The organism is Enterobacter sp. B79-1, assembly GCF_057444735.1.
In genome coordinates this window covers 175,901-189,349 of the sequence record NZ_JBYAZJ010000001.1, presented here as the reverse complement: position 1 = coordinate 189,349, position 13,449 = coordinate 175,901, and the positions used below count along the sequence as shown (strand labels likewise).

11 protein-coding genes are annotated in these 13,449 nt (G+C 52.8%); 4 read left to right on the top strand and 7 right to left on the bottom strand.

Going from position 1 to position 13,449, the window contains the following annotated elements; genetic code table 11:
• Positions 1 to 470 precede the first annotated feature (470 nt).
• Positions 471 to 2,087 carry a peptide ABC transporter substrate-binding protein gene (locus AC2T6E_RS00945; protein ID WP_431643253.1) on the bottom strand — a complete coding sequence of 539 codons (1,617 nt, stop codon included), beginning with the start codon at positions 2,085 to 2,087 and terminating at the stop codon, positions 471 to 473.
• A 185-nt stretch (positions 2,088 to 2,272) separates the two neighbouring features.
• Here AC2T6E_RS00945 and mpaA point away from each other — a divergent pair, with 185 nt between their 5' ends.
• Positions 2,273 to 2,986, top strand: coding sequence for a murein tripeptide amidase MpaA (gene mpaA / locus AC2T6E_RS00940; protein WP_431643251.1), 714 nt, complete (start codon positions 2,273 to 2,275; stop codon positions 2,984 to 2,986).
• Here mpaA and ycjG read toward each other — a convergent pair.
• Positions 2,977 to 3,942: an L-Ala-D/L-Glu epimerase gene (ycjG, locus tag AC2T6E_RS00935; protein ID WP_431643249.1), complete on the bottom strand. Its 966-nt coding sequence runs from the start codon at positions 3,940 to 3,942 to the stop codon at positions 2,977 to 2,979. The genes mpaA and ycjG overlap by 10 nt on opposite strands.
• 107 nt (positions 3,943 to 4,049) lie before the next feature.
• On the opposite strand from ycjG, the gene tpx reads away from it, so the two are divergent.
• On the top strand, positions 4,050 to 4,556 hold the full coding sequence (tpx, locus tag AC2T6E_RS00930; RefSeq protein WP_108417762.1) for a thiol peroxidase: 507 nt from the start codon (positions 4,050 to 4,052) through the stop codon (positions 4,554 to 4,556).
• A gap of 283 nt (positions 4,557 to 4,839) precedes the next feature.
• Entirely contained in the window at positions 4,840 to 6,048 is a 1,209-nt protein-coding gene (locus tag AC2T6E_RS00925) for an aldose 1-epimerase family protein (RefSeq protein WP_214605214.1), read from the top strand.
• A gap of 37 nt (positions 6,049 to 6,085) precedes the next feature.
• On the opposite strand, the gene tyrR is transcribed toward AC2T6E_RS00925, so the two are convergent.
• From tyrR to AC2T6E_RS00910, 3 genes are all read right to left on the bottom strand, one after another.
• Complete coding sequence (tyrR, locus tag AC2T6E_RS00920) at positions 6,086 to 7,627, bottom strand: transcriptional regulator TyrR (RefSeq protein WP_174339659.1); 1,542 nt, start codon at positions 7,625 to 7,627, stop codon at positions 6,086 to 6,088.
• Between the two features lie 113 nt (positions 7,628 to 7,740).
• On the bottom strand, positions 7,741 to 8,793 hold the full coding sequence (locus AC2T6E_RS00915) for a YcjF family protein (RefSeq protein ID WP_100166171.1): 1,053 nt from the start codon (positions 8,791 to 8,793) through the stop codon (positions 7,741 to 7,743).
• Positions 8,790 to 10,187, bottom strand: a complete 1,398-nt coding sequence (locus tag AC2T6E_RS00910) for a YcjX family GTP-binding protein (RefSeq protein WP_120158278.1) — start codon at positions 10,185 to 10,187, stop codon at positions 8,790 to 8,792. Before AC2T6E_RS00910 ends, AC2T6E_RS00915 begins: the two co-directional genes overlap by 4 nt.
• A gap of 153 nt (positions 10,188 to 10,340) precedes the next feature.
• Here AC2T6E_RS00910 and AC2T6E_RS00905 point away from each other — a divergent pair, with 153 nt between their 5' ends.
• Positions 10,341 to 11,351, top strand: a complete 1,011-nt coding sequence (locus AC2T6E_RS00905) for a LacI family DNA-binding transcriptional regulator (RefSeq protein ID WP_108417766.1) — start codon at positions 10,341 to 10,343, stop codon at positions 11,349 to 11,351.
• A 34-nt stretch (positions 11,352 to 11,385) separates the two neighbouring features.
• Here the strand turns inward: AC2T6E_RS00905 and AC2T6E_RS00900 are convergent, their stop codons facing one another.
• Positions 11,386 to 12,300 (bottom strand): OmpG family monomeric porin, encoded by a 915-nt coding sequence (locus AC2T6E_RS00900; RefSeq protein ID WP_348572801.1) that lies wholly within the window; start codon positions 12,298 to 12,300, stop codon positions 11,386 to 11,388.
• Between the two features lie 66 nt (positions 12,301 to 12,366).
• Positions 12,367 to 13,449: an ABC transporter ATP-binding protein gene (locus tag AC2T6E_RS00895; RefSeq protein WP_126816223.1), complete on the bottom strand. Its 1,083-nt coding sequence runs from the start codon at positions 13,447 to 13,449 to the stop codon at positions 12,367 to 12,369.

The window sequence follows — 13,449 nt, the reverse complement described above, 5'->3', positions numbered from 1 at the left end:
TGAAAACATCCTTTTTATATCAAAGAACACGCAGATTATTGATACAAATCAATGAATGAATACAGCAGTAGATACCCTCATGCTTGAGAAATTTCTGAATCCGCAAATAACAACACGATAATTTTCTTAAAAGTATCAGCAATAAAAAAGTCCAATATTGGACAAGAAATAATTCCGAGAATGTAATGAAAATATGTTTATCATTCGTGCCATGAATATATTATTCAGACGAAGACTTTTCCAAATAGTAATCGCACCTCAGATGCCTGATAGTAATAGATCGTAAGAGTCAACGAAAGGTTTATTCCAATTGTGGCGCGACTGTCAACATAATAATATTCCCCAGTCTTAATTGCTGGGTACCATTCGTCGGATGTCGTTGCGGCGGGAGAGGTTCGAATAAAGAGACTGGCGCTGTAAGCGCGCCAGCTCAGGTTTAGCGGTAGTAGCCTTAGGCTAACAGGCACTGATCAGTGCTTTTCGATATACATCGTCCGGCTATAGGCTACGTCTTCGGGGTTATTAATCGGATAACCTTTCACCCACGGCTTGATCAAACGTCCATTGGTATACTGATAAATCGGGGCTATCGGCGCTTTCTCGGTCAGGATTTTTTCCGCCATGTTGTAATCTTCGTTACGCGCTTTCTCGGTGGTTTCAAGCGTCGCCTGGTTGATAATCTTGTCGTAAGCCGGGTCCTTGAAACGGGAAATATTGCCGCTGTGGGTTGAGGTCAGCAGCGAAAGGAACGTGGAGGGCTCGTTGTAATCCCCTACCCACGACGCGCGGATCACATCAAAATTACCGGTGTTGCGGCTGTCAATGTAGGTTTTCCACTCCTGGTTTTGCAATTTGACATCCACACCCAGGTTCTTCTTCCACATTGATGCTACGGCGATGGCAATTTTCTGGTGGTTTTCTGAAGTGTTGTACAGCAGAGTTAGCTTCAGCGGACGCTGCGGACCGTAACCTGCCGCCTGCAGCAGCGTCCTTGCTTGTGCGTTTAACTCCTGCTGCGACATCTGCTCAAAAGGCGATGTCTCCGGCGTAAAACCTGCCGTGACCTCAGGAGTGAAGTGCCAGGCTGGTTTTTCACCTGTACCCAGTACTTTTTCCGCCATAATACGCCTGTCGATTGTCATGCTCAGCGCCAGGCGCACGCGGGCATCAGCCGTTGGGCCTTTCTGCGTGTTGAACGCATAGTAATAGGTGCCGAGCTGCGGCGGCGTATACACCTGCCCCGGAATATCCTTCAGCAGCTTCTGATACATATTTTTTGGGAACGACTCGGTGATATCAATATCGCCAGCGAGATAACGTTTTGTGGCTGAAGACTCCTGGTTAATGGGCACAAAAGTGACTTTTTTCAGCACCGTTTTGGCGTTATCCCAGTAGTGTTCATTCGGCTCCACCACCAGCTTTTCGTTGACCACACGATCTTTCAGCACATACGCACCGTTCCCCACAAGGCTGCCCGGACGCGTCCACTCTTTACCACTCTCAACATTGGCTTTCTGAACGGGATAAAACGCAAAGTTAGCCGTCAGGTTGCTGAACCAGGGCAGCGGCTTATCCAACTGTACACGCAACGTTTTGGCATCGACGGCCGTAACGCCAAGCGTATCAGGCGCGGCTTTACCATCAATAATCGCCTGCGCGTTGTTGATACCCGCCAGCGCCGCAAACCACGCGAACGGTGAGGTGGTTTTTGGGTCAACCAGACGCTGCCAGCTGTAGACAAAATCCTGCGCCGTCACGGGCGTGCCGTCAGACCATCGGGCGTTATCTCGCAGCGTGAAGGTCCAGACGCGGTTATCGTTGCTCTGCCAGCGCGTTGCCACGCCAGGGGTCAGTTCCCCTTTTTCATTCTGATTCACCAGTCCTTCATAAAGGTCACGGATCACCTGAATTTCAGGCAAACCTACGGCCTTAGCCGGATCGAGCGAAGCCGGTTCGTCTTTAATGTGTCTCACCAGTTCCTGTTTTTGCGCCAGGACAGTGCCCTGCGGCACATCAGCAGCGTACGAAAGTGAAGAAAGTCCGCACAGCCAGAGTGCAGTACAAAGACGCGAAACAGGATGCTTCATAAGATCCCCTTGATTGAATTCAGATAACCAGCAGATGCGTAATTATTTGTTTCACAAATGAGAAAAGCAAATACCTTCATCCGGAAAGTTGATATCTGGCAATTTTCCGCTAACACGGAAACTATTTGATAAACAGCAAGTTTTGCACAACACTGCCACTAGAGACATTTTTATCAGGATTTCGTATGACAATCACCCGACCAAGAGCGCAACGTGGTGCTTTTCCGCCTGGCGCTGAGCAATATGGCCGTTCTTTTTTTGGTGCATCTTTGATCTGGTTTCCTGCCCCGGAGGCCGATCGTAACAGCGGTCTGATCATTGCCGGTACGCACGGCGATGAGAATTCATCCATTGTCACGCTGTCGTGCGCGCTGAGAACGCTGACTCCCGAACTGCGGCGTCATCACGTGATTTTGACCGTCAATCCGGATGGCTGTCAGCTTGGGTTGCGTGCCAATGCGAGGGGGATTGACTTAAACCGAAATTTTCCGGCTGCAAACTGGCGCGCCGGAGAGACGGTATATCGCTGGAACAGCTCCGCCGAAGAGCGCGATGTGGTCCTGCTGACGGGAGACACCCCCGGCTCGGAGCCGGAGACGCAGGCGTTATGCCAGCTCATTCATAAGATCCACCCGGCCTGGGTTGTCTCGTTCCACGATCCGCTGGCCTGTATCGAAGATCCGCGTGATACGGCGCTGGGTCAGTGGCTGGCTGAGGCATTTGCCCTTCCGCTTGTGACCAGCGTGGGTTACGAAACACCAGGCTCGTTCGGCAGCTGGTGCGCTGACCTGGGGCTGCATTGTATCACCGCAGAATTCCCGCCCATCTCGTCTGATGAAGCCAGCGAAAAGTATCTCAAGGCGATGACAGAACTTCTGCGGTGGGAACCTCAGAGGTGAAGCACGCCCGTGGTAAAATTCAGCGCGGGTGAGACGTCAACCGCCAGCCATGTCGGGCCATCGAGATCGGCAAAACGCACTTGATTTGCCAGCGGTAGCGCAGCGCCAATCGCCCGTGATGTGCAGAGCATGCATCCCAGCATGAGGGTAAATCCCTGCTCCTGCGCCGCTTTCGCCAGCGCAAGCGCTTCGGTTAACCCGCCCGTTTTGTCGAGCTTAATATTAACCATTTCATAGCGGCCTTTAAGGCTGTCCAGACTGTCGCGGGTGTGACAACTTTCATCCGCACAGACAGGAAGTGGATGAATGAAATTCGCCAGAGCGGCATCCTCATGCGCCGGTAAAGGCTGTTCGAGCATGGCAACGTCAAGATCGGCCAGCAGCTGACAGCGTGCGGCCAGTCCCTCGCTATGCCAGGATTCATTCGCATCCACAATCAGCGTTGCCTGCGGCACTGCCGAACGAATGGCAACCATCCGTTCACTGATTAATCGATCGTCGAGCTTAATCTTTAATAACGTCGCGCCGGAGTCGTAGAGCGCTTTTGCGCTGGCCGCCATCTGTTCTGGCTCACCGATAACAACCGTCTGTGCGGTCACCACCGCGCCCGGCAACGTAATCCCCAAGAGTGAAGGCAAGGTTGTCTGCTGCTGCGCGGCCTCCAGGCTCCACAGCGCGCAGTCAATCGCGTTGCGCGCTGCACCGGCAGGCAGTCGCTGTTGCAACGATTCGCGGGTAAGACCCGTTTGCAGATCGGGCACCAGGGTCATGATTTGGGCCATCACCGAAGCAAGGCTCTCGCCGTAGCGAGGATAAGGCGTGCATTCACCGACCCCCTTAATGCCGTCCTCCTCTATTTCGACCACCACGACGCAGGCTTCACTGCGGCTGCCGCGGGAGATCACAAACGGGGTATGCAATGGCCAGGCTTCTTCATAGACCTTTACGCTTCTCATCACTGACTCCTTGTAGCCCGGTAAGGCATAAAAATTGGTTTGCCGTGTTATCCGCGGATGGCATACACTAGCCCCGACGTTAACTATATGTAAACAGGAAGATATCTATGTCACAACTCGTTCATTTCCAGGGCAACCCGGTCTCTGTTGCAGGTGCCATTCCGCAGGTGGGTAACAAGGCGCAGGCTTTTACGCTGGTGGCTAAAGATCTGTCTGACGTCACGTTGAGCCAGTTTGCTGGCAAGCGCAAAGTCCTGAACATTTTCCCAAGCATCGATACCGGCGTTTGTGCCGCATCCGTGCGTAAATTCAACCAACTGGCAACAGAAATGGACAACACCGTCGTGCTGTGCATTTCCGCTGACCTGCCGTTTGCCCAGTCTCGCTTCTGCGGCGCTGAAGGTCTGAGCAACGTCATCACCCTTTCTACCCTGCGCAGCCCTGATTTCCTGGAGAAATACGGCGTTGGCATTTCTGAAGGTGCTCTGAAAGGCCTGGCGGCACGTGCGGTTCTGGTCATCGACGAAAACGACAACGTTGTTTTCAGCGAACTGGTCAACGAAATCACCACCGAGCCGGATTACAGCGCTGCGCTGGACGCCCTGAAAGCATAATAATTGCTTAGCATTCTATAAAGCTTAGCATTGTCCTGAAACCTCGCGTCGGCGGGGTTTTTTATTGCCCCATAAGCTGAATCGTTAAGGCACAAATGCTTTTACTTCACATTTTTCATGTAAACACTGCTTAGTAGAAAAACAAACAGGAGAGTCAACTCTCATTTATCAGGTTAAAAAACCGTTATTTCCTGACCAGTGAACCGCATCACATTTCCCCTCCCCTCTAAACATTAGATTTGCTGACGTATTCAAATAATCGTTTCAGCAAAAAGGGATAAATATGAAAATTAAACTGGCGTTGACGGTGGTTGCAGTACTGATTTCGGGTCATGTCTCGGCAAAAACATGGGTGCTGACAAGCGCTGAAAGCGCTGTAGAAAAAGGAAACTGGCGAATTTCGAGTGATGAGCTGAACGCTAAAGGGCCAAACTTCAGCATTGAACAAAAAGTTCTCCACGGCGGTAAGCAGGAAGGCAGTAAAATCATTGTTATTAGCAGTAAAAATGGCCTGACAATAACGTTGAGTCCAACGCGTGGTATGAATTTACTGCGCGTTGAGGGTTTTGGGTCAAAACTCGGCTGGGACTCTCCGGTTAAAGAGGTCGTTAACCCGGCATTTATCAATCTGGAAAGTCGAAATGGACTCGGCTGGCTGGAAGGTTTCAACGAAATGATGGTTCGCTGCGGCTATGAGTGGACAGGCCACCCGGTAACAGCGGACGGACAGATTTACACGCTGCACGGTAAGGCGGGGAATACGCCGGTATCTCAGGTTGAAGTCGAGGTCGCTGATGCTGCACCGCATGAAATCCGCATTCGCGGTCTGATTAAAGAGAGCACCTTCAAAAAAGCCGATCTGCAAACGATGACCGAACTGCGTTATGTTCCTGGAAGCAACCAGTTCAGCCTGCATGATGTTCTGACCAACCATGCTGACTACCCGCACGACTATCAAATCATCTACCACAGCAACTTTGGCACGCCGATCCTTGAAGAAGGCGCTCGCTTCCTGGCTCCGGCCGCCAGCGTGAGTCCATTTAACGATTACGCCAAAGCGGGTCTGAACGGCTGGCAAACCTATGCTGGTCCGACAAAAGGGTTTGATGAGATGGTCTTTAATATCACGCCGCTGGCTGACAAAGATCGCCAGACGCTGGCTGCGGTGGTCAACAAAGCGGGTGATAAAGGGGCATCAATTCAGTTTGATACTCGCCAGTTGCCGGTTCTGACGTTGTGGAAAAATACCGACACGTTGAAGCAAGGCTATGTCACGGGTATTGAACCCGGTACCAGCTACGCCTACCCGGTCACGATTGAACGCGAGCAGAAACGCGTTAAGCAGCTGGAACCTGGCGCAAGTACGCAGTTCGATCTCACCTATACCCTGCTTCATAACCAGGATCAGGTGAAAGAGGTGGAGAACAGGATCGCGGCGATTCAGGGTGAGACAAAACCAGACCTCGTTGCCACCCCAATCGCGAAGGAATAAGTGATATTCAAAAGCCTCCATCCGGAGGCTTTTGCTTTTATTCGTCGCCTTTCTTATGGTTCAGCCCATACTCACGCAGCTTATTCGCAATCGCGGTATGTGACACCCCAAGCCGCTTGGCCAGCTTACGTGTGCTTGGATAGCTACGATACAGCTGCGTCAGCACAGAGCGCTCAAAACGACTGGTGATATCGTCGAGCGAGCCTTCCATCGCCTCTTCACCTACCGACACCGTCCCGGCATCGTAATCCGGCAACAGGATATCCTGAGGCCGCAGCTCGTATCCTTCCAGTTGAGTCAACGCGCGGTACACGGCGTTTTTCAACTGACGAATATTCCCCGGCCAGCCGTAGCGCGTCAGCACCGTGCCCAGATCGGCAGAAAGCTTCGGACGCGGCACCCCCTGCTCATCCGCAAAACGGGCCACAAACAGCTCCGTCAGCGGGATGATGTCTTGCGGACAATCGCGCAGCGGCGGGATGTTGAGCGTCAGCACGTTCAGACGATAATAGAGATCTTCCCTGAACACCCCTTTTTGCACCAGCTCCACCAGGTTTTTCTGGGTGGCGCAAATGACGCGAACGTCGACGTGGACTTCATGGTCCTCACCCACGCGACGGAAAGTACCGTCGTTCAGGAAGCGCAGCAGCTTAGCCTGCATGCGCGCAGACATCTCGCCGATTTCGTCCAGCAGGACCGAACCGCCGTTGGCCTGTTCGAAGAATCCTTTTTTCCCTTCCGGCGCGTGGCCAAACAGTTCACTTTCAACGGCATCTTCAGGGATCGACGCGCAGTTCAGTGCCAGGTAAGGTTTTGCCGCCCGCGGGCTGGCCATATGTACGGCATGCGCGAGTAAATCTTTCCCGGTTCCCGTATCTCCCGTTATCAGCAAGGGTGCAGTCAAATTGGCAAGCTTACGTGCCTGATCGACCACATGGCGCATTTTCGGGCTGACGGCAATAATCTGGCTGAATGCGCCGACATCCTGGCTGGAAATGTTCTGCAGTTGACGTCCCATCCGGACGGTGGAGCGCAGCATAATCACGGCTCCCGTCAGGACACGACTGTCGTTTTCCCCTTTCAGGTAGACCGGCGTGATCTCCATCAGGAAATTTTGCCCGTTAATAACGACATGTTCGCTATGGGTGTTTTGCGGGTTACTGTCCAGCCAGCGCTGGAAATTAAAGCCGGGGATCAGCTGCGTAGCGTGATGATTGCTGAGTTTCTCCTGACTCTGTGCAAAAAGCTGGCAGCTCGCCAGATTCACGCGCTCAACTTTACTTTTCAAGTCGAGGGACAAGAAAGGTTCAGGCATGGCTTCCAGCAGCGCGCTCAGCGCCAGGTGCTCTCGCTCTGACGGCATCCATGGGATGGTACGGACATCCGTAACGCCAGCGATACGGCGGATTTCCCCCATCAGGCTACTGAAGGTGTTGAATTCAATTTCGGCAAAATTGAGGTAAATTCGCCCGACAGGATCGATCTCAATGCCACGTAAATCAATGCTACGTAAAACAAGAAGATCGAGTAACTCGCGGGTCAGACCGAGACGGTCCTCACAAAAGACTTCCAGACGCATGGGAAATTCACCGTTCTTAGCCATTAACGCTAAAATGATATGTCAGATCACGGTATTCTGGAAGGTGGCTGTCAACAAATATTGACAGCCAGCACGAATAGTAAGCAAGGCCTTTACGGGGTCGGTTTTTTATTGAGCGTTTCTTTCAGTTGCCCAATGAGCTCACGACGGAAATCGCCCAGACGAGGTTTGTCACCATCGATCCAGGGCAGCGGACGGCATACCTCCATCGCTTTGATACCCAAACGAGCAGTCAGCAAACCGGCACCAATCCCCTGAGCAGCCCGTGCGGACAGACGCGCCGCCAGATCTTGTGACATCCAGTCCATCCCCACTTCACGAACCAGCTCGCTGGCACCGGCAAACGCGATATTCAGCAGCACCAGCTTGAACAGGCGCAGACGGCTGTAATAGCCCAGTTCGATGCCGTACAGATTTGCGATGCGGTTAATCAGACGCAGGTTACGCCAGGCGATAAATGCCATATCCACCAGCGCCAGCGGGCTGACGGCAATCATCAGCGTGGACTCCGCCGCCGAACGGCTGATTTCACGTCGCGCCTGCGCATCCAGCACCGGCTGCACCAGGTGGGAATAAAGCGTCACCACTTCGCGATCGTTCTGAGTCTCATGAATGGCGGCATACCAGCGCTGAAGCGCCGGGTGCGACTTGTCTATACCGGCCTGTGCGGCCAGTTTCTCACAAAAGTCCCGGCCCTTTCCCGTGCCGTGGCTGTGAAGCAGATCCCGGGCGATATCTCGCTCGTGCGCGCGCTGTCGTAAACGCCACAGACGCCGCCACTCGGTAGCAACCGACCCGACACCCGCCCCCACAATCAGCGCACCCGCAGCACATCCACCCAGCGCAACCCAGTCCTGGGTTTGCCAGGCGTTGATCGTCCACTGAACGCCTTGACCCACCACGCTTACGCCAAATAACGCCAGCCCGGCAGTGACCATCTTCCGCCACAGGCTACGTTTCGGGCGTAAGGCCGCTTCAACCACCGCTTCAGCCGGGCCGTCCTCGACGCTGGGTTCTTCAGTCAGCACTGGAGCAAAGTTATCAGCCTGCGCGCCGTTAAAGGTTTGCGCCGTTTTAAACGCCTCCTGATGCTCTTTCTCAAGCGTCCCGGTAAAGTCAATGCGCGGTTTTAACGGTTCCGTCATCGCAATTTATCTCCAATCAAAAATTCCAGAGCCGCATCCAGACGAATGTGCGGTAACGGCCGATCGACGCTCATGGTTTGTGGCCGGAAGGCTTCGAACTGGAAGCCCTGATTCTGCCAAAATGCCTGCCCCGGCAGACGAGCCGGTACCTCCCCCGGATAGACGGTCAATGGTTCACCGTCGCTGAGACGGTTGCCCCGCAGTGCAGGGATCTTTTCGCCATTAACGTCTATCAACCCGCTCTGTGTCGCCTGTACCGAGGCCAGCCCGAGGCAGTCCATACCGATCCCTTCAAACGCAGCGTTCTGCCAGGCATCCTGCACCAGCTGCTGCAGCAGCGAGACTAAATTGGCATGCTGATCGACCGTCACGTGGTCGGCCTTGGTGGCGGCAAAGAGCAGCTTATCGATCACCGGCGAGAACAGACGGCGGAACAGCGTGCGCTGTCCATAATGAAAACTTTGCATCAGTTGCGTCAGCGCAAGGCGCATATCGTTAAACGCCTGCGGTCCGCTGTTGAGCGGCTGAAGGCAGTCCACCAGCACGATCTGGCGGTCGAAACGTAAAAAATGATTTTTGTAGAAACCTTTGACCACTTTTTCGCAGTAGTAATTGTAGCGCTCGCGCAGCATCCCGGCGTTGGTGTGCTTGTCCGCTTGCGCCAGCTTTGATTCCCCGTAGGCATCCACATCCGGCCAGGGGAAGAACTGCAGTGCGGGAGCCCCCGCTAAGTCTCCCGGCAGAACAAAACGACCTGGCTGTATGAAATGCAGCCCTTCCTGTTTGCACTGATGCAGATACGTCGTCCAGGCCTCAGCAATCGTTGCCAGCCGGTTTTCATCCGCAGGGGCCAGGGGATCTAACCCCTCGCACAGCTGTCGCCATTTTGCCGACCACCCGGCACGTTGCCCCTGCAATAATCCCGTCATCTGGCGGGACCACGTCAGATAATCCTGGGCCAGCATTGGCAAATCAAGCAGCCACTCACCAGGGTAATCCACAATTTCCAGATAGAGCGTCGACGTATCCTTGAAGTGGCGCATGAGCGATTCATTGGAGCGAAAACGGAGCGCAAGGCGAATTTCACTCACGCCGCGCGTCGGCGTCGGCCATGTCGGCGGGTCGCCATAAAGCTGTGCCAGCCCTTCATCATAGGTAAAACGAGGAATGCCGAAGTCGCGCTGAGGCACGCGCTTAACGCCCAGCAAACGCTCTTCGCGCACGGCGCTTAGCAGCGGCAGGCGTGCCCCGGCGTGCAGATTCAGCAGTTGGTTCACCATCGCCGTGATGAACGCCGTTTTGCCGCTGCGGCTGAGTCCCGTCACCGCCAGACGCAGATGGCGATCAACACCGCGGTTCACCAGAGAGTTGAGTTCGTTTTTAAGTCGCTTCATCGCCGTCCTTCATTGCGTGGAAACCTGAAATGCATGGCTTCAGAATACAATAAATGGGGGCAGATCGTTGATTATCAATTCTTATTTATTGCTATTGCCGTTTTCTCTCCAGTAAGATGAACGGCATTGCTGTTTGTCTGGAGTGAGAGGTGTATGTCACCCACTATCTATGATATCGCCCGGGTTGCTGGCGTTTCAAAATCAACCGTGTCGCGCGTTCTGAATAAACAAACGAATATTTCTCCTGAAGCGCGTGACAAAGTGTTGAAGGCGATTGACGAATTAAATTATCAGCCCAACAAACTTGCCCGCGCCCTGACCTCTTCTGGCTTCGACGCCATTATGGTAATTTCAACGCGTTCAACCAAAACGACTGCCGGTAACCCTTTCTTCTCTGATGTTCTTCATACCATTACGGCAAAAGCTGAAGAAGAAGGTTTTGACGTTATTTTGCAGACCTCTAAAAGCAGTGAAGACGACCTGCTAAAATGTGTGAACAAAATAAAGCAGAAAATGATTAAAGGGATCATTATGCTGAGTTCACCGGCCGATGAATCTTTTTTTACTACCCTGGATGCGTACGGCGTACCGGTAGTTGTCATCGGTAAAGTGGAAGGCGACTTTACGAATATTTACTCCGTCGACACGGATAATTTTCATGACAGCGCCACGCTAACAGATAATTTTATTAAAAACGGACGGCATAAAATTGCCTGCCTGCATGCGCCGCTTGATTATCATGTTTCTATCGATCGTCTTTCAGGCTATAAAGCCAGTCTGGAAAAGAATAACATTGCTATTAATCCAGACTGGATCATCGATGGCGGATATACACACGAGAGTGCGCTTACTGCGGCCATTCAATTATTGTCCTCGACCACGCCGCCTGACGCGGTATTTGCGACTGACAGCATGAAGTTACTTGGCCTTTATCGCGCGGCGGATGAGTTAAACCTGATGATCCCAGAGCAGGTTGTGGTTGCGGGATACAGCGATCCGATGCTGTCCCTCATTCTCACGCCTGCACCTGGAGGCTTTGATATTCCTACCCGCAAGCTGGGCGAAGAGAGTTGCGATCTTCTGTTTAAGCGTATCGCCGGTCATCCTGCGCCACAAAAGGTACTCGTTGATACCCATTTTTCACTTGCAGCCTCCCTACGGTAATACCAGGGGCGGTTAGCCCCTGGTATTGTGTCGATCAAAATGCGTAATTCACGCCAACGCCCGCATAGTGGAAGCGGTCGCTTTCACCTTCATCATGGTTTTCCCACTCATAGGCGTATTCCAGCGTCATGGATAAACCATTGTTGAAATTGTAAGCGTAGAGGAGACCGAGTCGGTTGAAATCGTGTCCTTCACGTTCAGGATCGTCCTGCCAGTCCCAGTTCGACCAGCGATCAAGCCCAAGGCGGGTATAAGGTGTTAGCGTCGTCTGGCCTAACGAAATGGGCAGATACGCACGAATTTCCTGCGTCGAAAACTCGCCGTTATTACGGGAACTGTCCATATTGAAACCGCGCTCTAAATAGTAATTCACTTTAGCCGCGAAGGTTTCGTTGATGGTCCAGGTAAAGCCCGTTTCGGTTTCGACGCGGCTGTCAGAATATCCGGTCTTTTCCAGGTCATTGGCAAACTGATACATGGCAAACCAGCCGCCAAAACGCCAGTCATCGGTTAATTTAATATCCCAGTCAGGCTGAATTTTATAGCGCTGCATATTAGCGCTGCCGTCTTTTGCGCCCTTTTCATCTTTGAAGTGATATCCATAATTACGGAAGCCACCCGTCAGGCCGAGTGTGAAATCATCCGTTCCAATAAAGCGATAGCGTAATTCAAATTCAGGACGATCGAAATAGGTTCCGCGTGTCATGCTGCTGTAATCAACCGGCCCTTCCTGATACATCGCCATCGAAATTGTCCACGCATCCCAAGTGGCGTTAAACCAGACGGAGGGTTCGTACAGACCATCTTTATCGTCGCCCTGACCTTCTACGTTTTCAATTTCATACATTGCACCGATATTAAACGCCCAGTGTTTTGCTGTTTCTTCGGCTTGCGCACAGCTAACCCCTGCGCACAGCACGAGCGCAGCACTTCGTAGTAGAGTACTCATTAAAATATTCCTTTATAATTAACAAACAAAAAAACCGGAAATTTGCATTTCCGGCAAACACCTTTCTTATCTAATAGCCGCTTCGGTATCCGCGTCGAAGAAATGGCACTTATTCATATCAAACTGGATGCCGATAGTGTCTCCGGCAACGTAGTCATTGGCCGCACCCGCCCGAACAACCAGTTCATGCCCGCCAACGGTGGCATAAAGCATAAACTCCGCACCCGTCAGCTCGGCTACACTCACTTTCGCGGCAATGTCTTCCCCCTGGCGCTGAAGCGTCAGAATATCTTCCGGTCGGATCCCAAACACCACGGCTTTACGCTGGTAGCCCGCAGCGTTGAGTGCCGCAAGCTTCTCTTCCGGGATTTCCAGACGCAGCGTTTCCGTCACAAAATAACGGTCGTCTACTGCCCCGCGAATGAAGTTCATGGCGGGCGAACCAATAAACCCGGCGACAAACATATTCGCGGGCTCGTTATATACCTGCTTCGGTGCCCCCACCTGCTGAATAAAGCCGTCCTTCAAAATCACGATACGGGTAGCCATCGTCATCGCTTCCGTCTGATCGTGGGTCACGTAAATCATCGTGGTATTGAGCTTTTGGTGCAGCTTGCTAATTTCAGCGCGCATCTGCACGCGAAGCTTGGCGTCGAGGTTAGAGAGCGGTTCATCCATCAGGAAGACACCGGCTTCACGCACGATCGCCCTGCCTAATGCCACACGCTGCCGCTGGCCGCCGGACAACGCGCCAGGTTTACGCTTGAGATACTCACGCAATCCCAGGATTTGAGCCGCCCAGTTAACGCGCTCTTCGATAACCGCAGGCGCAATTTTCTGCATCTTCAGGCCAAACGCCATGTTGTCGTAGACCGTCATATGGGGATAGAGCGCATAGTTCTGGAAAACCATCGCGATGTCGCGAGACTTGGCGGGGACATCGTTCATGCAGACGCCGTCAATCACCAGTTCACCGGCGCTGATCTCCTCCAGTCCGGCGATCATGCGCAGCGTCGTCGATTTACCGCAGCCAGATGGCCCGACGAAGACGATGAACTCCTTGTCCTCAATTTCGAGGTTGAAATCCTTCACCACGTGGACCTGGTTATCGTAGATTTTCTGAATGTGTTTTAGAGACAGTTGAGCCAT